General features: G+C 51.7%; 21 protein-coding genes and 6 tRNA genes. 20 read left to right on the forward strand and 7 right to left on the reverse strand.

The genetic code is table 11. From position 1 onward, the window contains the following. Positions 1–102: 102 nt before the first annotated feature. On the reverse strand, positions 103–573 hold the full coding sequence (locus ACI4OH_RS07325) for a low molecular weight protein-tyrosine-phosphatase (RefSeq protein ID WP_432646536.1): 471 nt from the start codon (positions 571–573) through the stop codon (positions 103–105). A 217-nt stretch (positions 574–790) separates the two neighbouring features. Here ACI4OH_RS07325 and dcuC point away from each other — a divergent pair, with 217 nt between their 5' ends. The 9 genes from dcuC (at position 791) to ACI4OH_RS07370 (ending at position 6103) form a co-directional block, all read left to right on the forward strand. Beyond that, a complete protein-coding gene (gene dcuC, locus ACI4OH_RS07330; protein ID WP_439784511.1) occupies positions 791–2062 on the forward strand; it encodes a C4-dicarboxylate transporter DcuC in 1272 nt (423 codons plus the stop codon). A 20-nt stretch (positions 2063–2082) separates the two neighbouring features. Continuing rightward, positions 2083–3216 carry a M20/M25/M40 family metallo-hydrolase gene (locus ACI4OH_RS07335; RefSeq protein WP_435721828.1) on the forward strand — a complete coding sequence of 378 codons (1134 nt, stop codon included), beginning with the start codon at positions 2083–2085 and terminating at the stop codon, positions 3214–3216. 47 nt (positions 3217–3263) lie between these two features. Next, the gene (locus tag ACI4OH_RS07340) at positions 3264–3917 is read left to right on the forward strand and encodes a trimeric intracellular cation channel family protein (protein ID WP_439784512.1); all 654 of its coding nucleotides are present in this window, start codon (positions 3264–3266) and stop codon (positions 3915–3917) included. 188 nt (positions 3918–4105) lie between these two features. After that, a tRNA-Gly gene (locus tag ACI4OH_RS07345) sits at positions 4106–4180 on the forward strand. Positions 4181–4183: 3 nt separating this feature from the next. Beyond that, a tRNA-Gly gene (locus tag ACI4OH_RS07350) sits at positions 4184–4258 on the forward strand. A gap of 37 nt (positions 4259–4295) precedes the next feature. After that, positions 4296–4372: transfer RNA gene (locus ACI4OH_RS07355), tRNA-Ile, on the forward strand. Positions 4373–4402: 30 nt separating this feature from the next. Beyond that, a tRNA-Arg gene (locus ACI4OH_RS07360) sits at positions 4403–4480 on the forward strand. 4 nt (positions 4481–4484) lie between these two features. Continuing rightward, positions 4485–4570: transfer RNA gene (locus ACI4OH_RS07365), tRNA-Tyr, on the forward strand. Between the two features lie 126 nt (positions 4571–4696). Next, positions 4697–6103, forward strand: a complete 1407-nt coding sequence (locus tag ACI4OH_RS07370; protein WP_439784513.1) for a glycoside hydrolase family 1 protein — start codon at positions 4697–4699, stop codon at positions 6101–6103. A 73-nt stretch (positions 6104–6176) separates the two neighbouring features. Here ACI4OH_RS07370 and ACI4OH_RS07375 read toward each other — a convergent pair whose 3' ends face one another. Beyond that, the gene (locus tag ACI4OH_RS07375) at positions 6177–6569 is read right to left on the reverse strand and encodes a hypothetical protein (protein ID WP_432646531.1); all 393 of its coding nucleotides are present in this window, start codon (positions 6567–6569) and stop codon (positions 6177–6179) included. Between the two features lie 88 nt (positions 6570–6657). Beyond that, a tRNA-Arg gene (locus ACI4OH_RS07380) sits at positions 6658–6735 on the reverse strand. A gap of 230 nt (positions 6736–6965) precedes the next feature. On the opposite strand from ACI4OH_RS07380, the gene ACI4OH_RS07385 reads away from it, so the two are divergent. The 3 genes from ACI4OH_RS07385 (at position 6966) to nirJ2 (ending at position 9818) form a co-directional block, all read left to right on the forward strand. Continuing rightward, positions 6966–7562 (forward strand): TetR/AcrR family transcriptional regulator, encoded by a 597-nt coding sequence (locus ACI4OH_RS07385; RefSeq protein ID WP_439784514.1) that lies wholly within the window; start codon positions 6966–6968, stop codon positions 7560–7562. A 70-nt stretch (positions 7563–7632) separates the two neighbouring features. Next, on the forward strand, positions 7633–8823 hold the full coding sequence (nirJ1, locus tag ACI4OH_RS07390; RefSeq protein ID WP_439784515.1) for a putative heme d1 biosynthesis radical SAM protein NirJ1: 1191 nt from the start codon (positions 7633–7635) through the stop codon (positions 8821–8823). After that, positions 8820–9818 carry a putative heme d1 biosynthesis radical SAM protein NirJ2 gene (gene nirJ2, locus ACI4OH_RS07395; protein ID WP_432646342.1) on the forward strand — a complete coding sequence of 333 codons (999 nt, stop codon included), beginning with the start codon at positions 8820–8822 and terminating at the stop codon, positions 9816–9818. Before nirJ1 ends, nirJ2 begins: the two co-directional genes overlap by 4 nt. Before the next feature lie 74 nt (positions 9819–9892). Here the strand turns inward: nirJ2 and ACI4OH_RS07400 are convergent, their stop codons facing one another. Continuing rightward, positions 9893–10132: a DUF4405 domain-containing protein gene (locus tag ACI4OH_RS07400; protein WP_432646343.1), complete on the reverse strand. Its 240-nt coding sequence runs from the start codon at positions 10130–10132 to the stop codon at positions 9893–9895. A gap of 301 nt (positions 10133–10433) precedes the next feature. On the opposite strand from ACI4OH_RS07400, the gene ACI4OH_RS07405 reads away from it, so the two are divergent. Beyond that, positions 10434–11801, forward strand: a complete 1368-nt coding sequence (locus ACI4OH_RS07405; protein ID WP_435721834.1) for an MFS transporter — start codon at positions 10434–10436, stop codon at positions 11799–11801. Positions 11802–11868: 67 nt separating this feature from the next. Here ACI4OH_RS07405 and nagA read toward each other — a convergent pair whose 3' ends face one another. Beyond that, positions 11869–13032 (reverse strand): N-acetylglucosamine-6-phosphate deacetylase, encoded by a 1164-nt coding sequence (gene nagA / locus ACI4OH_RS07410; RefSeq protein ID WP_435721835.1) that lies wholly within the window; start codon positions 13030–13032, stop codon positions 11869–11871. 100 nt (positions 13033–13132) lie between these two features. Next, positions 13133–14320 carry a PucR family transcriptional regulator ligand-binding domain-containing protein gene (locus tag ACI4OH_RS07415; protein ID WP_439784516.1) on the reverse strand — a complete coding sequence of 396 codons (1188 nt, stop codon included), beginning with the start codon at positions 14318–14320 and terminating at the stop codon, positions 13133–13135. Between the two features lie 223 nt (positions 14321–14543). Between ACI4OH_RS07415 and ACI4OH_RS07420 the strand changes: the two genes are divergently transcribed. The 5 genes from ACI4OH_RS07420 to ACI4OH_RS07440 all read left to right on the forward strand — a co-directional run bounded on the left by ACI4OH_RS07420 (position 14544) and on the right by ACI4OH_RS07440 (position 19720). Next, positions 14544–15932 carry an aspartate aminotransferase family protein gene (locus ACI4OH_RS07420; protein WP_435721837.1) on the forward strand — a complete coding sequence of 463 codons (1389 nt, stop codon included), beginning with the start codon at positions 14544–14546 and terminating at the stop codon, positions 15930–15932. A 69-nt stretch (positions 15933–16001) separates the two neighbouring features. Then, positions 16002–17390 (forward strand): aspartate ammonia-lyase, encoded by a 1389-nt coding sequence (locus ACI4OH_RS07425; protein WP_435721838.1) that lies wholly within the window; start codon positions 16002–16004, stop codon positions 17388–17390. A 184-nt stretch (positions 17391–17574) separates the two neighbouring features. After that, positions 17575–18378: an HAD family hydrolase gene (locus ACI4OH_RS07430; protein ID WP_435721839.1), complete on the forward strand. Its 804-nt coding sequence runs from the start codon at positions 17575–17577 to the stop codon at positions 18376–18378. Beyond that, positions 18379–19233, forward strand: coding sequence for a PHP domain-containing protein (locus ACI4OH_RS07435; protein WP_435721840.1), 855 nt, complete (start codon positions 18379–18381; stop codon positions 19231–19233). It begins immediately after the preceding gene. Between the two features lie 277 nt (positions 19234–19510). Beyond that, complete coding sequence (locus ACI4OH_RS07440; RefSeq protein ID WP_435721841.1) at positions 19511–19720, forward strand: hypothetical protein; 210 nt, start codon at positions 19511–19513, stop codon at positions 19718–19720. 104 nt (positions 19721–19824) lie between these two features. On the opposite strand, the gene ACI4OH_RS07445 is transcribed toward ACI4OH_RS07440, so the two are convergent. Next, positions 19825–20409 carry a hypothetical protein gene (locus tag ACI4OH_RS07445; protein ID WP_435721842.1) on the reverse strand — a complete coding sequence of 195 codons (585 nt, stop codon included), beginning with the start codon at positions 20407–20409 and terminating at the stop codon, positions 19825–19827. A gap of 100 nt (positions 20410–20509) precedes the next feature. Between ACI4OH_RS07445 and hydF the strand changes: the two genes are divergently transcribed. After that, the gene (gene hydF, locus ACI4OH_RS07450) at positions 20510–21745 is read left to right on the forward strand and encodes a [FeFe] hydrogenase H-cluster maturation GTPase HydF (RefSeq protein ID WP_435721843.1); all 1236 of its coding nucleotides are present in this window, start codon (positions 20510–20512) and stop codon (positions 21743–21745) included. Between the two features lie 199 nt (positions 21746–21944). After that, a complete protein-coding gene (metA, locus tag ACI4OH_RS07455; RefSeq protein WP_435721844.1) occupies positions 21945–22880 on the forward strand; it encodes a homoserine O-acetyltransferase MetA in 936 nt (311 codons plus the stop codon). Positions 22881–22944 lie beyond the last annotated feature (64 nt).

Here is a 22944-nt window from a genome sequence, read left to right on the forward strand (position 1 = left end):
AGACGTTTCGTGTCTCGTGACTGAAGCCAAAATTTAAGATTGACAGAATAAAAGCCTTTGGAAATGCGTTTGCTTCCCAAAGGCTTTTTGTTTTTTGCGTATTTATTTATCGTCAGCAGGGCTTAAGGTGCGCAAAAGGGCCTGACAGCCCTTGAGAACATCGTTATAGGTAGCATCGAAATTGCCGGTATACCACGGGTCCGCGACTTCGCGGTGTTCGCCGGCAAAATCGAGCAGCAGGCAGGTTTTATGCAGTGGGTCCCCGTGGGTCAGGCGCCTCAGGTCGCGCATGTTTTCCTGATCCATGCCAATAATCTTGTCATAGGCTTGATAATCTTCTGCTGTAATCTGACGGGCATGGCGCGGCGTAAAGGGGATGTTCATCTCTCGCAGTTTTTCTTTGGTGCCCCAGTGTGTATCCGAGCCGATTTCATCGCGCCGGCAGGCTGCCGAGTCAATTTGGAACTGATCGGCAAGGCCTGCCTTGCGTACGAGGTCTTTCATGACAAATTCGGCCATTGTTGAACGGCAGATATTGCCGTGGCAGACAAATAGAAGTTTATATTTTTTCATGGAAGAAATCCTTTCGTTATTTTGTCTTATCCATTATAACACGATTTATTCAGTTAAAAAAAGAAGATTGTGACAGGATTACAAATAGAACAGCGATGATGTTCATTTACAGTAGACAATAAAATTATTATAAGTTATTGAAAGATAAACGAAAAATATATAAAATATATGTAAGGAATCAACAGAAAAATCTTATAAATTGAATGGAGGTTTTCTTATGTTACTTGCAGGAGGTCTCATCGTCGTCCTGACGTTCGTGCTGATTGTCAAGAAATACGAGGCAAGGCTTGTCCTTTTTTTGGCTGGTCTTTGCATGTGTTTGATTGGCGGCCTGCCCGGTGATGTCATGAAGGCATTTACCAAGGCAATGGTCAATAATTCTTTGGTGCCGACAATCTGTACCGTCATGGGTTTTTCGTACGTCATGCGTTTGACGACCTGCGACCAGCATCTCGTACAGTCAATTTCAGGTCTTTTGAAAAAGGGACGTGCCATTTTAGTGCCGATTTCGTTCTTTCTGACCTGGTGGATCAGTCTGGCCATTCCCTCGGCGTCAGGCTGCTCTGCTGCAGTCGGCAGTATTCTGATTCCAACGCTCATCGCGGCCGGTGTCCATCCGGCCATGGCGGCAGCGACGGTGCTGGCGGGCACCTGGGGCAGTGCGATAAGCCCGGGCAATGCCCACAATCCCTTCGTGGCGGATTTGGCCGGTACGGACATGATGACGGTCATCATCAATGAGACGCCGGCTTCTGTCATTGCTTCGATTGCCTGTGTTATTGTCATGACGGCTTATGCAGTCATTCGCAAAGAAGGAGCGACAGACGAACGCCGTCAGGCGTATCTGGCTGCTCTTGGCGAAGATTCTGCCAAGACAGAAGAATTTCATGTGAAACCATTATTGGCCGTTGTGCCGCTCGTGCCGCTCATTCTTTTGATTCTTGGCTCGAAGCAGGTCGGCGTACTGCCGCCTGTCAGCGTACCGCTGTCGATGCTCATTGGCGTGGCTCTTGGCTTCCTCGTCACGCTGCAGGATGCACAGGCCATCTGCCGCAAATTCTTTGAGGGCATGGGCAATGCCTATGCCGATGTCATCGGTCTTATCGTCTGCGCGAGTGTCTTCACGACAGGCATGACGGCTATCGGCCTTACGGGTGCGCTGACGGACCTCATGGAAGGTTCGCAGGCAGCCGCGGCCGCTGCGGGCACGTTTGGTCCTTTCTTCATCGCCGTCATTTCCGGTTCAGGCGATGCGGCGGCGTTTGCCTTCAACGGTGCCATCACGCCGTTTGCGGAGCAGTTCGGACTTTCTATCATGGACCTTGGTTCTCTGGCGCAGATTGCCGGTGCCATGGGCCGTTCAATGTCGCCGATTGCCGGCGCTGCTATCATCTGTGCCGGCCTTGCCAAAGTCAACCCGATTGAAGTATCCAAGCGCAATGCACTGCCATGCATCGCCTCTGCCATTGTCTTGATGCTTTTGTTATAATGTAGGAAGGAAGTCATAACATGATTAATGAGGCACGTGTGCTTAAGGAATTTCTGGAGCTTATCCATATTCGCTGTTCGACGCATGACGAACGGGAAATTGGCGACCTTTTGACAAAACGCTTGCAGGAACTCGGCGGTAAGGTCAAAGAGGATCATGCCGGCGAGAAGCTCGGCGGCAACTGCGGCAATCTCGTGGCCGATTTTCCGGCAACTGCAGGGAGAGAATATGTGCCGACCGTCATGCTTACAGCTCATATGGACTGCGTAGAGCCCTGTGCGGATATTCATCCCGTTATTGAAAATGGCATTATCCGCTCCGATGGCACGACGATTCTTGGTTCGGATGATAAGGCAGGCGTTACGGCTATTCTGGAAACGCTGCGCCAGCTGCAGGAACAGAAGCTGCCGCATGGCCCTCTGCAGGTTGTCTTTACGATTTCGGAAGAAAACGGCGTGCATGGCTCACAGAACCTCGACAGCAGCCTGCTGCATGCGGATATGGGCTTTACGCTCGATACGCACGGTCATCCGGGTGTCATGAGCTATAAGGCGCCGGGCAAGAATCAGATTCATATTCATATTGCCGGCAAGGCTGCTCATGCCGGCGTTGAGCCGGAAAATGGCATCAATGCGATACAGGCAGCCGGTGTGCTGCTCGCCGATGCTCCGCAGGGACGCATCGATGCCGAGACGACCTGCAACATTGGCCGCATTGCAGGCGGCAGTGCGACAAATGTCGTGGCAGACAGCTGCGATATTTATTACGAGTCGCGCAGCCGTGATAAAAAGAAGCTCGACGAAATCACGCGCCGCATTGTCGACCATTTCAAACTGGGTGAAGAATTAACCCGCTGTAAGATTACGGCAGAAGTCAGCCCCGACTATGGCCCATATGAGATTCCGAAAGATTCGCCAGCCATTGTCATTGCTGCGTGTGCGGCTGAGAAGCTCCATTTCCCCATCGAGCTTGAAGAATCGGGTGGCGGCTCGGATGCGAATCATTTTAATACCTATGGTGTGCCGACGGTCGTGCTCGGCGTGGGCATGACGAACTGCCATACGAAAGAAGAATATATTGAAGAAAAAGACCTCTATGATGCGGCCAGATGGGCTCTGGCCATTGTCTGCGAAGCTGCTAAAGAGACAAAATAAGCGGAGTAAGAGAAGCGGCTTCGGCGGCAGAGGGGCAGGAGAAAAATATGACCTGGATTTTATTTGACTGGGCCGGTACACTGGCTTTTGCCGTTTCGGGGGCCATGGTCGGACTGTCGCGCCGCATGGATATCTTCGGTGTCACGGTTCTTGCCGTGTTGACGGCCGTGGGCGGCGGCATGGTCCGCGATGTCTTAGCCGGCGTGACGCCGCCCGTGGCTCTGCGTCAGCCTACGGACCTGCTGCTGTCGGTCGTGACGGCCGTCATCGTTTCCTATGGTTATGAAACGTTTCAGCTTGACCGCAGGCGCCGCAAAACGATGACGCGGCTCTACGATATTTCCGATACCATCGGGCTCGCATCTTTTACGGTAACCGGAACCTTGACGGGGCTGACGCTGGGCACGGGGAATCCCTATGTTTTCCCGATGATGCTCGGTGTCATCACGGCCGTGGGCGGCGGCATGCTGCGTGACCTCATGGCACAGCGTGTGCCCGTCGTCCTGCGCATGGATGTCTATGCCGTGGCCTCGCTCGTCGGTGCCTGGTTCATGTGCTGGAGCTGGCCGATCTGGGGAGCAGACGTGTCTTCGTGGCTTTGCTTTGTCATTGTGCTGGTCCTGCGCGGCTGCGCCCTAAAGTTTGGCTGGCAGCTCTATCATCCGCGCCCCGGCGGCCGCATTTTTCGCCGGAAGCCCTGAGGCTGCAGGCATTTGCAATGGTTATAACATGGCCATCTGCCTTGTTTTTTGAGGCAGATGGCTTTCTTTTTAATTTTTTTTCAAAAAGGTGTTGACAAACGCGGTATAAATGGGTAAAATAGTTTTTGTCAGTCAGCGAGACACAAGTTCTTTTGAATGTCTGCTGAAGGATAACAACAAGATGAGATGCGGAAATAGCTCAGTGGTAGAGCACCACCTTGCCAAGGTGGGGGTCGCGAGTTCGAGCCTCGTTTTCCGCTCCATTTGCGGAAATAGCTCAGTGGTAGAGCACCACCTTGCCAAGGTGGGGGTCGCGAGTTCGAGCCTCGTTTTCCGCTCCATTTGCCTGATTCCGCTATGCGGATCACATATATCAATGGGCCTATAGCTCAGTTGGTTAGAGCAACCGGCTCATAACCGGTCGGTCCTTGGTTCGAGTCCAAGTGGGCCCACCAAAATACAACTTTATAACCAAACTAACACATGACTCAGTAGCTCAGCTGGATTAGAGTATTTGACTACGAATCAAAGGGTCGGGGGTTCGAGTCCCTCCTGGGTCACCATTGTGGGTAGGTGCCCGAGTGGTTAAAGGGAACAGACTGTAAATCTGTCATCTTCGGATTACGATGGTTCGAATCCATCCCTGCCCACCACCTTGAATGCATAGCGTCGCGCAAGCGGCGCTTTTTTCGTGTGTGTGCAATCTTGCCGCCCTTAGGGGAAGATGCTACTATAATGATAATATGAAGAAGTTATTAGCGAAAAGGAAGAGGCATATCATGAAATTTCCAGAAGGATTCCTTTGGGGCGGCGCAGTGGCAGCCAATCAGTGTGAAGGTGCGTATAACGAGGATGGCAAGGGCCTTGATATTCAGGATGTCATGCCGAAAGGCGTGCTGACGGGACCGACGAAAGAGCCGACGCCGGATAATCTGAAGCTTACGGGCATTGACTTTTATCATCGTTACAAAGAAGATATCAAACTGTTTGCCGAGATGGGCTTTAAGGTATTTCGCACTTCGATTGCCTGGAGCCGTATTTTCCCCAATGGCGATGACGCAGAGCCGAATGAGAAGGGGCTGCAGTTCTACGATGACCTTTTTGACGAATGCCATAAATACGGTATTGAGCCGCTCGTGACGATTTCGCATTATGAGACGCCGCTGCATCTTGCAGAACAGTACAACGGCTGGGTCAACCATGACCTCATCGGCTTTTACGAGCGCTATGTGCGCACGATTTTCAACCGCTATAAGGGCAAAGTCAAATACTGGCTGACTTTTAACGAAATCAATTCTGTGCTGCGCCAGCCGCTGCTGTCCGGCGGCATCCTGACGCCGCGCGAGGAGCTCAGTCTGTCGGACCTCTATCAGGCCTGCCATCATGAGTTCGTGGCTTCGGCCCTTGCGACGAAATTGGCTCATGAGATCATGCCAGACGCCAAAGTCGGCTGCATGATCCTCGCCCTGCCCATCTACCCGCTGACTCCTGCTCCGGATGACGTCATCGCCGTCATGGAAGCCAATCATTTCAATGATTTCTTCGGGGATATGCACGTGCGCGGCCGCTATCCGGGCTACATGAAGCGTTATTTCCGGGAACAGGGCATCACGGTAAACATGACAGCAGAGGAAGAAAAACTTCTCGCAGAGAACACGGTTGACTTCGTTTCCTTCAGTTATTATTCGAGCCTCTGCGAGGGCAGAAAGGGCAAGGAGAGCGAAAGTGCCAATCTCATGGGTGGCAAGGACAATCCGTATCTCAAGAAAAGTGAGTGGGGCTGGACCATCGACCCGCAGGGCCTGCGCTATGTGCTGAACCGCTATTATGACCGCTGGCAGAAACCGCTGTTCATCGTTGAAAACGGCCTTGGCGCCAAAGATGTGCTCGTGGATGATGGCAAAGGCGGCAAGACAGTCGAAGACGATTACCGCATCGAGTTTTTGCATGACCACCTCGTACAGCTCGGCGAGGCCATAAAGGATGGTGTGCCAGTCATGGGGTATACGACCTGGGGCTGCATCGACCTCGTCTCGGCCTCGACCGCCCAGATGAGCAAGCGCTACGGCTTTATCTACGTTGACCGCAATGATGACGGCACGGGATCGCTTGCCCGTTACCCGAAAAAATCCTTCTATTGGTATCAGAAGGTCATCGCCTCGAATGGCGCTGCGCTGGATGAATGACAGAAATAAAATATAGGGGATAAAAAAATCCGCTCCATGACGGGGCGGATTTTTATGTTAGGGCCGTTATTTCTTATTTTTCAATCGGGCAGGAATGGACTGTCCCGTCTCTGCGCTCTGCCGCGTGCTTTCCTTCGAAAAGGGCCTGACTCACGCGGCGCATGAGTTCTTCTTCCTCAGCTGCGGCGCTGAAAATGAGCTGCTTGTCTTTGGGCTGTACCTCGCCCTCAAGTGCGGTGATGGCCAGCTGCAGGCGGTGGTCCTTGTCCTTGCGGAAGGAGTAGGTGTGGCGCGTGGCCAGCCATTCCGTGATCATCTCGATGTTCTGGAAGGAAGCGTTTTTATTGTAGTCCTTGTAGACATCGGCGGCGATGGCAGCGGCGCGCTTTTTGTCTTCGCTGGCGCCGATCAGGGAAAATTCCTTCTGCTGTCCTTCGGTGACGAGTTTGGTGATGATGTAGAGCATAGAATTAATCGTTCCTTTCTATGATAATAGCTTCTGTACGGATGATACGAAAAAAGCACTTGCCGAGGCAAGTGCTTGTACTTTCAAATGGTGACCCAGGAGGGACTCGAACCCCCGACCCTTTGATTCGTAGTCAAATACTCTAATCCAGCTGAGCTACTGAGTCATGTTCTTGTTGATGCTTATCGCTGTCAACGAATATTATAATATCACCTTATGGCGGTCCTGTCAACACTTTTGGTGAAATAAATTTTTAGGCATGATTTTTTGAAATATGAAGCTCATAAAATAAAAAGATGAACTATGTTCATTTTTCTCTTTATAAAAAGTGTATTTTCCGATATAATGGAATAGTCAACAGAAGTCAGTTATAGCAAATAGACTGGAGCGATACAAATGGAAGAGAAGATGGGGCGCAGAGAGAGAAAAAAATTGCAGTCCCGCAAGGCCATCCTCGATGCCGCTGTCCGCGAGTTTTCCCACCAGGGCTTCAAGGAAACCTCCATCGCCGACATCATGAATGCGGCGGACCTCGGTATTGGCACATTTTATAATTACTTCGAGTCGAAGGAAGAAATCCTCATGTGCCTGCTCGGGCGTTTTGTGCAGGAGGTCAATGCGGAGCTGCAAAACATGCGTGAGGCAAAACGGCCTTCCTATGAGCTTTTAGAGGCAGGCAGCGCCATTACGGCAAGATTCCTCGATGAAAATCGTTTCCTTCTGCCGCTCTTTCTTTCGGCGGCCGAGCATTCGGCAAAACCGCAGGAGAAGGCACGCAGAGGCATGGCCACACCGGGATTCAAGTCCATTTTTGAGGAAATCCTGCATCAGGGGCAGCAGGCAGGGGAGATTCGCGATGATGTGCCGGCGGACCTCATTGCCGAGATGTTTCATTCCATCTATCAGGCAGCGGCTTTCAGCAAGCTGCCCATCAGCTTCCAGCAGAATGTAGCGCTCAAGACGCGGCTGCTGCTGGCAGGAATCCGCAAATAGTAAAATGTGCGGGGCCGCTGGCTTCGTTTCCTTTTACTTTTCAACGTCTTAACGTCTTAGGAGAAATTTTATGATCAGTGTTACGAAACTTTTATTTGCGCGGGAGTATTTTGGCGACCGCCTGCGCTATACGAAAAATGCCCATACGATGCGTAACGGCGCGGCAGAGGGCGTGGGGCCTGTCGTGGTCTGGAACTCGACGAAGACCTGCAATCTCAAATGCATGCATTGCTATATGAAGTCCGATGCGAAAAAATATAAAGACGAGCTGACGACAGAAGAGGCGAAGAAGTTCATCGACGACCTCGCGGACTTCCATGTACCGGTACTGCTGTTTTCGGGCGGTGAGCCGCTGATTCGCCCGGATTTCTTTGAGCTGGCAGCCTACGCGCAGAAAAAGGGCGTGCGTCCGACGCTTTCGACGAACGGTACGCTGATTACGCGCGAAGTCGCCCAGCGCATCAAGGATATCGGCGTCGGCTATGTCGGCATTTCGCTCGACGGTCTTAAAGATGTCAATGATAAATTCCGCGGCGTGGAAGGCGCCTACGAAAAAGCCATGCAGGGCATCGAGAACTGCGTGGCCGTAGGACAGCGCGTCGGCCTGCGTTTTACTATCAACCATCACAATATTCAGGAGCTCGACCGCATTTTCGATTTCATTGAAGAAGAGAATATCAACCGCGTCTGTTTCTACCATCTCGTCTATTCGGGCCGCGGCGAGCAGATGATGGATCAGGATGTCACGCCTGAAGAATCGCGCCGTGCGATGGACACAATTATCCGCCGCACGAAGGATTTCGAGGAACGCGGCCTGCAGAAGGAAATCCTCACGGTCGACAACCACTGCGACGGTCCGTACATGTATCTCAAGGCTCTGGAAGCCGGAGATGTGGAGACGGCTGCACAGATTAAAAAATACATCTCGATGAATGGCGGCAACCGCTCGGGCATTGCGTTTGGTGAAGTGGACCCCTTAGGCTATGTTCATCCGGACCAGTTCACGCAGCATCATACGTTTGGCAACGTACGTGAGCGCAAATTCGGCGATATCTGGCAGGACACGTCGAATCCCATCATGGCAGGTCTCAAAGACCGCAAGCATCTTTTGAAAGGACGCTGCGCAAAATGCAAGTGGCTCAATAACTGCAACGGCAATTTCCGCACGCGTGCCGAGGCGCGCACGGGCGATTTCTGGGAATCGGACCCGAGCTGCTATCTGACGGATGAGGAAATCGGACTGACGGAGGAACAGAAATGAAAATCATCTCGTGGAATACGACGAACGCCTGCAATATGTACTGCGCCCATTGCTACCGCGATGCCGGCTGCAAGGCCGAAGAGGAATTAAACACCGAAGAAGGCAAGAAACTCCTGCGTGAAATTGCCAAAGCCGGTTTCAAAATCATGATTTTCTCGGGCGGCGAGCCCTTGATGCGTCCGGACATCCTCGAACTTGTCAAATACGCTGCGGATTTGCATATGATTCCGGTATTCGGCACGAACGGCACGCTGATTACGCTCGACATGGCGAAAAAGCTCAAGGAAGCCGGTGCCCGCGCCATGGGCATTTCGCTCGATTCGCTCGACCCGGCCAAGCACGATAAGTTCCGCAGTTTCCCGGGAGGCTGGGAAGGCGCCGTACAGGGCATGAAAAACTGCCGTGCCGTCGGTCTGCCGTTCCAGATTCATACGACTGTCATGGACTGGAATCAGGGCGAACTTGAGGCCATGACGGATTTTGCCGTTGAGATTGGCGCGAAGGCCCATCATTTCTTCTTCCTCGTGCCGACGGGCCGTGCGAAGACGATTGAAGAAGAATCGCTGCGTGCGGAACAGTATGAAGATGTGCTCACGCGCATCATGAAAAAGCAGCAGGAAGTCGATATCGAGCTCAAGCCGACGTGTGCGCCGCAGTTTTTGCGCATCGCGGATCAGCTCGGCTATAAGACGCGCTTCCACAGAGGGTGCCTCGCTGGTCTTTCTTACTGCATCATCAGCCCGCGCGGCAAGGTCCAGCCCTGTGCCTACCTCAATATGGAACTCGGCGATGTGCGCGAGACGCCGTTTGATGAAATCTGGGCCAAGAATGAGGTCCTGCAGAAACTCCGCACGCTCGATTACAGCGGCGGCTGCGGCTCCTGTCAGTACAAGGGTGCCTGCGGCGGCTGCCGTGCGCGCGCTGCGTACTATCATAATGGCGACTACATGAGCGAAGAGCCCTGGTGCCTCTACCATGGCCGCCGCGGCGAATAATCTCTCTATATTATAGAAGCAAACAGGCAAAGAAAAACGCGAACCCATTGGGAACGCGTTTTTCTTTGCCTGTTTTATTTGCCGAGCTGCTTTTTGGCCACGGCCTTGACCCACTGCCAATGCCAGACGAGATGGAAGAGCAGGCCAATCATCATGATGTAGCCGCTGTAGGTATGGACGTTGGTGATAATCCCCTTGACGGCACGTCCATTGCCGAAGCCGGCGAAAAGATGGAAGTCGAGCACGATGCCCGTGACGATGCAGACGAGGCCGCTGAGGAATAGCAGCAGGTCAAGATAAAAATTCTTTTTCATGAGAATCCCTTCTTTCAGTCGGAGGTATTTCAATTACATTTAGTTTAGCGAGTTTAACTGAAATTTTGGTGTAGAATATATGAAAATAAAATAAAATTTTCTTATATTATTTTTCTGAGTAAGGTTCTATTTGTTTGTGCTGCAAAGCTGCCGTCATTTTTAGCAGGCAGTATCAAAAAAGATAGGAATTGATTTTCGCGCCTGCCCTGCGTTAAAATAGAGATATTCTCAATTGACTGGTCATTTTGGCGACCGGTTGAAGATGTTCCGTATTTTTGTGTATGAATCCGTGGTGAAGCATATGACCGTTACAAACAGAAATAAGATTCTTCTCATCATGATGATGTCGTCTTTCGTGACGCCGTTTACAAGCAGCGCTTTGACGCTTTCACTTCCAGACATCGGCAGGGCTTATGGCGCTGCTGCCAACGAGCTCGGCTGGGTTCTGGAAATTTTTCTGCTCGTCTCCATCGTTTTTTTGCTGCCCATGGGCAAGCTGGCCGACCGGTTGGGCAAACGGCGGATTTTCTTCTGGGGGACACTTCTCTTTACAATTTCCTCATGTCTATGTATTTTTACCCCCAACATGACGTTCTTACTCGCAGCGCGGGGGCTGCAGGGCGTGGCGGCCGCGATGCTCTACGCGACGAATATGTCCATTGTCGCTTTGGTCTTTCCGCCGGAAAAGCGGGGACAGGCCCTTGGCTGGATGGTCTCGATGGTCTATGTCGGACTGGCTTGCGGGCCGGTCCTCGGCGGCCTCCTCAATTATTACGCGGGCTGGCAGAGCATTTTCATCTTTATCACGCTGGCCTGTCTTGCCTGCGTGCTCGCGACGCAGCGTTATCTGCATGAGGAATGGCTGGCACAGAAGGTCACGGGAGTAGATGGCAAAGGTGCTGTCCTTTATGGTTTTGCCATGGTGCTGGCGATGTTTGGCCTGTCGGAGCTCGCGAATCTTTCGTGGGCCTTTGCAGTGCTTTTGGGCGGCCTTTTCGTATTTGCTTTTTTCGTACGTCATGAACTTCAGGAAAAGGACCCCATCCTGCCGCTTTATATCCTTGCCGGCAATCGTGAATTCTCGTTGTCGAATCTTGCTGCCATGATCAATTACAGCGCGACGTTTGGCATCAGTTTCCTGCTGTCCATTTATCTGCAGTCGGTTCTCGGGCTTTCGTCACGCGAGGCTGGTTTCATGATGCTGATTCAGCCCATCGTCATGGCGATGCTTTCACCAATGGCGGGGAAACTTTCCGACAAATATCCTCCGGGAAAGATTGCCTCTCTGGGCATGGGCGTTACAGCCCTTGGTATTTTGGGGCTTGTCCTCGCGGTGCATCTTGAATCCCTCTGGCTCGTCGTGCCTGTCGTCATGATCATCGGCGTGGGCTTTGCCCTGTTCGCCGCGCCGAACAACAATGCCATCATGGGCTCGGTGCCGAAGAAGTATTACAGTCTGGCGACATCGATGCTCGGTACGGTGCGCCTTGTCGGTCAGGTCACTTCGGTGGCCATTGTGACGATGATTATGTCATTGGACTGGGATTTTTTGACCTCAAATGATGAGCTCCTGCGCAATATCGAGATTTCCTTTATCGTCTTTACGATTCTCTGCGCTATTGGCATCGTGCCTTCGGCTGCCCGCAGGGAGCAGAAGAAAGCGAAATAAAAATGAAAAAACGTCTCTTTGAACGGATGTCAGAGAGACGTTTTTTGATGAACAGATAGCTGAAGGGTTATTTTTTCAGGTAGGCGTCGCGTCCTTCTACGATGGTGCGCTGAATGTGGAACGCATCGTCAAAAATCGTGATATCTGCTTTTTTGCCGACACTGAGGGAGCCGAGGTCATCATAAAGGTGAAGTTCCATGGCGGGTGTCTTCGTGACCGTGGTGATGACTTCTTCAATGGGAGCATTTGTATTTTCGTGGAAGATGCGCAGGCCGTCATTCATGCAGAGCACGCTGCCGGCGATGGTGCCGTCTGCAAGTGTGGCGAGCGTGCCTTTGACGAAAACCTTCTGCCCGCCGAGTTCCGACGGGCCGTCGCCGAGGCCGCAGGCGCGCAGGGAGTCGGTGATGAGAATCAGATGATTTTTCTTGAGCTTATAGACAAGGCGCTGGACAGCAGGATGAATGTGAACGTTGTCGACGATGAGCTCGCAGTTTGCATCGGTATCGAGCGCGGCGCCAACGACACCCGGACGGCGCTGATGGAGACCGGTCATCGCGTTAAAGAGATGCGTGATGTGCTTGGCACCGTATGTTTCAATGGCCTTACGGGCCGTGTCATAGTCGGCTGCCGTATGGCCGAGTGAGACGACGATCTGATGCTTGTGGCACTGCGCAATGAAATGTCCGTTATCGTGAAGTTCTTCAGGGGCAATCGTGATGATTTTGACGATGTCCTGATACGGGGCAATTTTCGTGAAATCTGCGGGCACAATGTTTTTCTCGGCCTGTGCTCCCTTTTTGGCGGGGCTGATAAAAGGCCCTTCCATATGACAGCCGAGCACGCGCGCGCCGTCCTGCCGTTTCATGGCCTCGCGCACATGGGAGAAAGCGCGGTCGAGTGTCTTAAAATCATAGGTCATGGTCGTCGGCAGAAAAGATGTCACACCTGTCTCAGCCTGAAACAGCTGCATTTTATGAATGGCCTCCGGGTCATCATCCATCGTATCGGCGCCGACGCAGCCGTGGATGTGGACGTTGAGGAAGCCCGGAGAGACATAGCAGCCTGCTGCATCGATAGTTTTATCGACCGCATAGCTGCCGGAAGTGAATTCCTCTTTTTCTAGGATATGGCGGATTTTCTGGTCATAGAGAAGGACAAGCCCTTCCCGTACCTTAAAGTCTCCCGTTTCATCAGGAAGAATGCATTTGCCGTTGATGATTGCTTTCATTATTGTATGTAACCTCGCATTTTATTTATTTGTTGGTGTATGTCTAAGCCCTATTATAAGACATGCTGAAAGAATCAACAAATCTGCGGTATGGCGGATTTTACGTTGTTTTGTCAGGGGTATCGTGCAGCCTTAGGTAATCGTCGAGATAAAAAGCCAGTATATAATGGAAGCAGACGATGGCATCCGCAAAATCGCTGCCGGTGATTTCACGGATTTTGTTCATGCGGTAATTGACGGTATTGCGGTGCGTGAAGGTCAGGGCAGCCGTCTGCTGCAGGCTGTTGCCGTGGAAGAGATAAGCGCGCAGAGTGTCTAAGAGATGTGCGTGATGCACCTTGTCGTATTTCTGCAGGGGAACAAGCTGTTCATCGCGCATCGTTTGAAGCAGTTTCCGGTCGGAGGCAGCAAAGAAAAGGCGGTAAATGCCGAGTTCGTCAAAACAGAGGTGACTTTTCTGCTGGAAATTGGCTGCTGCGGCCGCTGCACAGGCTTCCGCATAAGAGGCAGGGAGCTCCTGCCAATCTGCATGCATCCTGCTTTCGCCGCTGGCGGCGGGAAGTGCGCCCTTGGGCAGCTCTGTTTTTAGTTCCTGCAAAAGGCCTGACTGGATTTCCTGAGGTTTGGCGAGAATCAGGATAAGCTGCTTTTTATAGAAGAAGAGGCTGTAACGGCGGGAAAGATGATTGAGACGGCGTTTCCAGGCAAGGCGGATGGACTGCTGCTGTTCATCGGTGAGATGTGCTGCCCTGAGAGGGAAAACGAAAAGGGAAAAGGGCATTTCCTCGAGACCGCGTTCCCGAAGTTCCTGCAGGTATTTTTCAGATTTTTCCGGACGGCTGCAGGGAAGCAGCAGACTGCGCAGCAGCCGCTCCAGGTCCATTTCCTTTTGACGGGCGCGCAGCAGGCGCTCGCAGTAATCCTGCATGATGTCGGCCAGATGGACTTGCCATGGCAGGGAAAATAAGGGGAAATGCTGCTCCTGACAGAAGGCAATGATATCCGGCGTGATATCTTTTTCCTGAATGTATTTGCCGATGTAGATAATGAGGCCGCAGGCGCGATGGCGGATGAGTTCTTTGATGAAATCCTGCAGCCAGTTTGCGTGATTGGACGAGAGTCCCGTCGTGATGACGAGTTCATTGCCGCGGAAAAAACTCGCATTGCCGATGTCTTCGCAGAGCTGTACCCAGGTAAATTCTTTTGTGAGGCCGTTTTCACCGGTCAGCAGGCGCAGACCGTAGTGGGCTCCTGTTGTTTCGTAAATGGCCTGAATGGGAATGGACATGCGGAATCCTCCTTTCTCTTCTGTTGGTATTATATAAAATTTGTGCTGTAAGTACAATTCTTTAGGAGAAAATCATGTTTGCGGCCCCTTGCCGCGCGGTCGGCCCTGCGTTAAACTAAATGCATAAAACAAAAGAGACAAAAGCGATACGGCAATGGCGCTGGTACAGGCAGCCTGCCGTATCGCTTTTCTTTTGCCAAAAATGCAATTGGAGGGATTCATCATGTTAAGCGATGCTTTGCCTGAAATCATTACTGATACACTGCCGGGGCCTAAGTCGGCGGCTTTGATTGCCCGCCGTGAACAGGCCGTTCCTGATGCCATTTCCTGCGGCTACCCAGTCGCAATGAAGCGGGCGGCCGGTGCCATCATCGAAGACCTCGATGGCAACCGCTTCCTCGATTGGATTGGCGGTGTCGGTGTCTTAAACATCGGTCACTGCCATCCGGAAGTCGTGGCAGCCGTCAAAGAACAGGCTGACAAATATTTCCACGGCATGTTTAACGTGGTCACGCATGAAGGGTATGTCAAGCTCGCTGAGAAACTCAACAGCATGGCACCGGTGCGCGGCGCGAAAAAACGCACGTATTTTGCCAACAGCGGCGCGGAGGCCGATGAAAATGCGGTCAAGGTGGCCAAGGCTTTCACGAAACGACCGAATATCATCGTCTTTTCCGGTGCCTTTCACGGCCGCACGCTGCTGACGATGTCCATGACGGCGAAAAAAGCTTACGCGAAAGGCATGGGGCCGTTCCCCGACGGGGTCTATCGCGCGGAGTTTCCTTATCTTTACCGACGTCCGGCCGGCATGCCGAAAGAAGCGGCTCTGCCGTATTACATCGGGAAATTGAAGGAAGTCTTTGAGAATGCTTCACCGGCCGAATACGTTGCCGCCATCGTGGTGGAACCGCTGCAGGGCGAAGGCGGCTTTATTCCGGCCCCGATTGAATGGGTCAAGGCCGTGCGGAAAATCTGTGATGAGCACGGCATTCTGCTGATTGCCGATGAAGTGCAGTCGGGGTTCTGCCGTACGGGACGCATGTTTGCCTCGGATTATTGGCAGGATGCCGGCGTACAGCCTGACATCATCGCCACGGCCAAGTCCATTGCCGCCGGCGTGCCGCTGAGCGCCATCATCGCGCGGGAAGAAATCATGCAGTCGGTGCCAAAAGGCGTCATCGGCGGCACGTTTGGGGGCAACGCGCTGGCCTGTGCTGCAGCCCTCAAGACCATCGAGATCATGGAGCGCGATCATTTGGCAGAGCGTTCCGTATCCATGGGCCGGAAGGTCATGGCCCGCTATGAGGAATGGAAGCAGAAATACGGTGTGATCGGCGATGTACGAGGCCTTGGCGGCATGGTCGGCATCGAATTTGTCAAAGATCTTTCGACGAAAGAGCCTGCCCCCGAACTCACGAAGGCCATCATCGAGGAAAATGCCCGTCATGGCCTGCTCGTCGAAGGTGCCGGTATTTACGGCAATGTCATCCGCTTCCTGGCACCGCTGGTCATGACGAATGTGCAGCTTGAGGCGGGCCTGCGTATTTTTGAACAGTCCATCCGCAAAAGCATTGGTTATAAAGAACAGGTCCATGCAAATGTCGGTGCCTGAAGTCAGCCTTTCAGCTATTTGTTTTTAGATATGGATGCATTTCATTAATTTTGGAGAGGAGCAGAAAAAATGAGAGTGGAACATGATTTCCTCGGTGAGATGGAAGTGCCGGATGAAGTGCTGTATGGCGTACAGACGATGCGTGCCATGGAGAATTTCAAGATTACACATCAGCATCTGGACCCTGAATTCATCGCTTCGCTGGCGAAGGTCAAGAAAGCTGCTGCTATTGCCAATATGGAGACGAGCCGTCTGACGCCGCGCATCGGGCAGGCCATTATCACAGCGGCTAATGAAGTCATCAATGGCCGCTGGGATGACCAGTTTCCAGTGGACCCGATTCAGGGCGGTGCAGGTACTTCCATCAATATGAATATGAATGAAGTACTCGCCAACCGTGCCCTTGATCTTCTCGGAAAGCCGCGCGGCTCTTATGACATTGTTTCGCCGAACAATCATGTCAACATGGCCCAGTCCACGAATGATTCCTTTCCAACTGGCATCAAGGTATGCCTCTGCAGCAAGAGTCAGCGCCTGACTGCAGCGCTTGATAAACTGGCAGACGGCCTTGACGCCAAAGCCAATGAATTCCATGATGTCATCAAGATGGGCCGTACGCATCTGCAGGATGCCGTGCCTATCACGTTAGGGCAGGAGATGGCGGCATATGCTTCAGCTGTGCGCCGTGCCAGCCGCCGCCTGCAGACTGCCATTGCGGGCATCCATACCATCAATATGGGCGCAACGGCTGTGGGGACGGGCCTTAACGCCGAGCCGAAGTACATCCGCCTTGTCGCCGAGCACCTTTCCGCGATTACGAAGGAAGACTTCCATACGGCCGACAATCTCGTGGATGCCACGAATAATACGGATGGTTTCGCCGACGTTTCCGCAGCCATGAAAGTCACGGCCCTCGTCCTCATCAAGATGGCCAATGATATCCGCCTGATGGCCTCAGGTCCTCGCTGCGGACTCAACGAGCTCAAACTGCCGGCGCGCCAGCCGGGCAGCTCCATCATGCCGGGCAAGGTCAATCCGGTCATTGCGGAAGTCCTTGACCAGGTCTGCTATCAGGTCATCGGCAACGACCTTGCGCTGAGCATGGCCGTGGAAAACGGACAGTTCGAGCTCAATGTCATGGAGCCGGTCATGGCCTTCAATCTGTTCAATTCGATGAATTACATGACGGAAGCCGTCAATACGTTCCGCGAAAAACTGCTTGAGGGGCTTGAGGCCAACCGCAAACAGTGCACGGAATGGGTCCGTCACAGTGTGGGCGTTGTCACGGCCCTGCTGCCGCATATCGGCTATGAAAATTCGGCACGCCTCGCGCGCAAGGCCTATCAGACCGGCCGCCCCATCGAAGAAATCGTGGAGGAAGAGGGCCTGCTGCCTGTCAGCCGCCTGCACAGCATCCTTTCCCCGGAACACATGACGACGCCGGGCATTGCCAGCTGATTTTAAATATCCTGAAACCGTCCATTTTTATTCCCTTTTCTTACGCTCAGACTGCTGCATCTCCTCGATGCAGCAGTTTTTTCTGCATTGAAACCAGCCGGCCATTCCTGTTATAATGAGAATGTCTTTTGATGCTGTAAGGACCGCTTTGGGCGGGTTAGAAGTTTAGATTGTGAGGGAATGTATGATAAAGATTATTTTCTCGGATATGGACGGGACGCTGCTCGATGACCGGGGCAATGTGCCGGCAGGCTTTGACGAAATCGTGACAGAGCTCAAGAAGCGCGGCGTGATGTTCGCGCCGGCTTCCGGCCGTCAATACTATTCTTTGGAAGACAGCTTCCAGAACTACAAGGACGACTTCCTCTTTCTCGCGGAAAATGGCACGATGGTCATGTATCGCGATGAATTGATTTTTTCCTGCCCGATGGACAAGCAGCTGGCCCAGCAGGTTTTAAAAACAGCAGAAAGCCTGCCGAATATTTACGGCGTTTTCTGCGGCATGAAGAACGGCTATGTGCTCACGAGACAGTATACGGAGGAATTTCTTAAGGAGCTTCATAAATACTATACGCATTCTGAGCCGATTCCGTCGTTTATTGATGTGCCGGATACGCCAATCAAGACGTCATTTTTTGACCCTTCCGGTCACGCAGCGGAGACGATTTATCCCGTTATGAAGCAGTTTGAGCCGCAGCTGCAGGTCGTTTTGTCAAGCGACTATTGGGTGGACCTCATGCATCCGCATATCAATAAGGGCATTGCCGTGCAGGAAGTGCAGCGGCGCTTTGGCATCCGTCCCGATGAATGCGCAGCGTTTGGCGATTTCATGAACGATGCGGAAATGCTCGCTTCGGTAAAATACAGCTTTGCGATGAAAAACGCCTATCCGGAAATCAAGAAGATTGCCAACTTTGAGACGGATACCAATGAAAATAAGGGCGTGCTGCTTGGCATCAAACGTATGATGAAAGAAGGACTGATGTAAATGCGTACGGATTATCACATGCATTTTGAAAAGGGCTCTTACGATGAGAATTGGGTCGAAGGGTTCTTTACGGCAGCGAAGAAGCGCGGCCTCAAAGAAATCGGCATCTCGGAGCATTCGCATACGTTCCCTGAGTTCAAATCCCTTTACTATGAGGACCTCGTGCTCGATGATTCGTTCATCGGCAGGTTTCAGCAGCAATGGCTCAAGAGCAATAAGTTCAAGTATACGATTGACGAATACTTTGCCTTCATGCACAAGCTGCAGCAGAAGCACAATGTCAAGATTGGCATGGAAGTCTGCAATTTTCAGGATCAGGGGAAAGTGCGGGATATCCTCAAGGACTACGACTTTGACTATCTGATTGGCTCCGTCCATTTTCTGCATGGCTGGGCCTACGATTCATCGGAAATCAAGGCAGAATGGGACAAGCATCCCCTTGAGGATATTTATGAATGGTATACGGAGGAAGTCGAGAAGCTTGCTGACTCGGGCCTTTACGATGTACTTGGCCATCCGTTCAACATCCGTCTGTTCCGCTATCTGCCGGATTTTGATGTCACGCCGTATCTCACGCGCGTTGTTAAAGCGCTCAAGAAGGCCAATATGGTCGTCGATGTCAATACAGGGACGTATTACCGCTATCCCATTCATGAAATCTCGCCGTATCCGGACTTCATGAAGCTCGCGGCGCAGTATGACCTGCCCATCATCACGACATCGGATGCGCACAAGCCGGAGGACTGCGGCAACTACAACCAGATGGCTGTGGACTATGCGAAACGCTTTGGTTATACGGGAACAGTCCGCTTTGATAAACGCAAACGCACCTTTACTTCATTCGATTTGAAATAAATTTCGTATATTGTATCATGTTTTTTATTGATTGCCTCTTGACGATTGGAACCGGTCACGGTATAATAATCATCGAACCGGGATACAACTCAGCTTGAAAGAAAGTCATCTGATTAACAAGATGGTGGCACAGACTTTTAGCAGCGTGGATGTTCTCCTTGAGAACCAGCACATGAAGGAAAGTTTGTCTTGTGATCTGGACGATTGACAGAAGTGAGTCGTGGGTGTTTGTTACCATTACTGATTTTGCGATCATGCAGTTCAAGGAGAGATTATCATGAAAGTACAGATTTATTCGCAGTGGATGGAAGAAGTATACGTGCCGGTAAGAGTCAGACAGTTTGGCAAAGCTGCCAAACTCATGGGCAAGAGCTTTGCAGAATACGCAGCCGGCTCGGATGTCAAGGCAAAGGAAGCCGATGAGCATGAGCTCGTAGAGAAATGGCTCAATAAGCGCACGGCTGTTGCTGCAGAGGGTGTTGCCTAAACAGCTGCTTAAATTTTGTTCAATAAAAAAAGACTCGTCACAAGAGACGGGTCTTTTTTCTATCTAATGCAGGTATTGGCAGATAGGCTGTATATTGCTATATATTAATGAAGCTTTTTCTTAGCAGCTTCAGAAGGGGCGAGTGGAATGTCAAGAGGGACTTCCTGTACGGCAGCTGCTTCTTTACGCATCATGGCCGGTGTTTTTGTCTGCCAGATTTTTTGGACCTTTTTGCGGAAGCCTTCGTCGGAGAACGGCTTCTTTTTTTGTGTCTCAACGTGTTTTTGGATGATGGCCCGGCATTTATCATTCAGTTCAATGTCACGCTGAGCCAGCAGAATCTGCAGGGTCGTATCGACTAAATAGAGATGAAGCGTCTTATCCTGCAGGCTCTTTTCGTTGGGCAGGAATTTCGGTTTCAGGGTATGCAGGGAAAGCGGCGCATCGCCCCAGCCTTCTTTGAAGATGCCGTCAATCTGGTAAAGCAGAAAGAGAAGTCCATCCTGCTCGTAGAAGGCAAATTCCATTTTGCCCGTGCGGAAGGCTTCGCGTGCAATGACATCTGTGTGTGAAAGCTGCAGGATGAACATGGCGCCGTTGGCGTCGACCTGGAACATAGCACCATCGGCCTGCGTGGCAATCGGCAGTGGAAATTTCTGGCCGACTTCAAAATTTGTGTAATCGCTCATGGTAAAACCTCGTTTTCTTTACTGGAATAATTCTATTTTATCATGGGAAGGTATTTTCTGCTATGATATACTGAAAGCATGAGAATGGAGGGAATGTGTGATGAGTCTTAATGATACGCCGAGGGCCATGCGCCTGCATATCGGCCTGTTTGGCCGCCGCAACAGCGGCAAATCATCTCTTGTCAACGCTTTGACAGGGCAAAATGTCGCCACGGTCTCGCCGGTGCCGGGAACGACTACGGATCCTGTCTATAAAGCCATGGAAATACACGGCATTGGGCCGGTTGTCTTTATCGACACGGCTGGTTTTGATGATGTGGGCAGTCTTGGCGGGCTGCGCGTCTCCCGCACGAAGGACGCAGCGAAGGAGACCGATATTGCACTGGTGCTGTTTCATCAGGATGAAATTTGCGAAAAGCGCGCTGCGGAAGACGATTTTGCCGAGGAATTTTGCTGGCTGCAGTCTCTGCAGAAACGCCAGATTCCAGTCATTCCGGTTGTCAGCCGTACGGATGAAATGGAAGATGGCGGCCGCGCGCTGGCAAAATGTATTTTTGAGGGGACAAAGATTTCGCCGGTCTGCATCAGCTCGAAGACGGGAGCTGGCATCGAGAAACTGCGCGCCGAAATCGCAAGACAGCTGCCGGAAGATTATCAGGCCCGCTCCATCACGGGCAAAGTCTGCCAGAGCGGCAGCCATGTGCTTTTGGTCATGCCGCAGGATATTCAGGCCCCTAAGGGGCGTCTGATTTTGCCGCAGGTGCAGACCCTGCGCGAACTTTTAGACCGCAAATGCCTGGTTTCGTGCTGTACGACGGACTGTCTGCCGGGTATGCTGGCATCATTTGTCAGGCCGCCGGAGCTTGTCATTACGGATTCACAGGCTTTTCGTGAGGTCCATGCACTGCTGCCAAAGGGCAGTCAGCTGACTTCTTTTTCGGTTTTGTTTGCTGCTTATAAGGGCGATGCTGCCTTTTTTGCGGCTTCGGCGCGCCAGCTGCTGAAACTTTCGGCAGATGCACATATTCTGATTGCAGAGGCCTGCACGCACAAGCCTCTGCAGGAAGATATCGGCCGTGTCAAACTGCCGCGCCTGCTTCGCAGAAATTTAGGCAAAAGCATTGAAATTACCGTGTGTTCCGGACATGATTTTCCGGAGGACCTGTCTTCTTTTGATATGGTCATTCACTGCGGGGCCTGCATGTTCAACCGCGCTTATGTCATGAGCCGTGCAGCTGCCTGCCGCAGGCAGAATGTACCCATGACGAATTACGGCATGGCCATTGCGGCACTGCTGGGCATTCTCGACGATGTCAGGATTCCGGGCGTCCAATGATGCGAAATGACTTACAATTTTACAGACGCGGGCTGTCCTTTATACCGAAGCAGATGTCTTTTGTCCGGCTTGGCTGACTTTTTTTACAGCGTCTGTGGTATAATAAAAAAGATTATACCTTTTGCACGTTTTATTTGCCGCAATTATCATGTAGAACATGTCTGAGACATGTTTGTGGCATGTGGAAGGAAGTGTTTTCATGCCAATTAAAATACCGAACAATCTGCCGGCTGCCCATATTCTCGAGGGGGAGAATATCTTCGTCATGGATGCAGACCGCGCCTATAGCCAGGATATACGACCTCTTAAGATTCTCATTCTGAACCTCATGCCGATTAAATACATCACGGAAACGCAGCTTTTGCGTCTGCTCGGCAACACGCCGCTGCAGGTTGAAGTGGATTTTATTTATACGGAGTCGTATACGCCGAGCCATACGCCGCAGGAGTATTTGACGGAATTTTATGGTACATTCGCCGAAGTTCGCCACAAAAAATACGATGGCATGATCATCACGGGCGCTCCGGTCGAGATGATGCCGTTTGAGGAAGTCGCTTATTGGGACGAAATCTCCGAGATTATGGAATGGAGTAAAACACATGTCTATTCGACGTTCCATATCTGCTGGGGCGCTCAGGCTGGTCTTTACTATCACTACGGCGTTCCCAAGTATCAGGTGCCGCAGAAAATCTTTGGCGTTTATAAGCACCATCTCTGTGTCGAGCATGAGAAGCTCTTCCGCGGCTTTGATGATGAATTCTATGTGCCGCATTCGCGCCATACGGAAAATCACCGCGAGGATATCGAGAAAGTTCCGGAACTCACGATTCTGGCCGAGGCAGAGGGCGATGCCGGCGTTTATGCCATTGCCAATCTCAAGAAGCGCCAGTTCTTCATCACGGGCCACGCAGAATACGATCCTCTGACACTCAAACAGGAATACGACCGCGATGAAAAGGCTGGCATGCATCCGAAAATCCCGCAGAATTATTATCCGGATGATGATCCTACGAAAAAACCGATTGTGCGCTGGCGCAGTGTAGCGCATCTCCTTTTTGCCAACTGGCTCAACTATTACGTCTATCAGGAGACGCCGTATGTTCTTGATGAGCTTTACAAAGAGAATGATGATTAAAGCGTCCTGAGACTTCACTTAACTTTCAGCCGCCTGTTCTATAATAATCTCATTCCAGAATATA

The organism is Mitsuokella apri (genome assembly GCF_051886055.1).
Classification (GTDB): Bacteria; Bacillota; Negativicutes; order Selenomonadales; family Selenomonadaceae; genus Mitsuokella.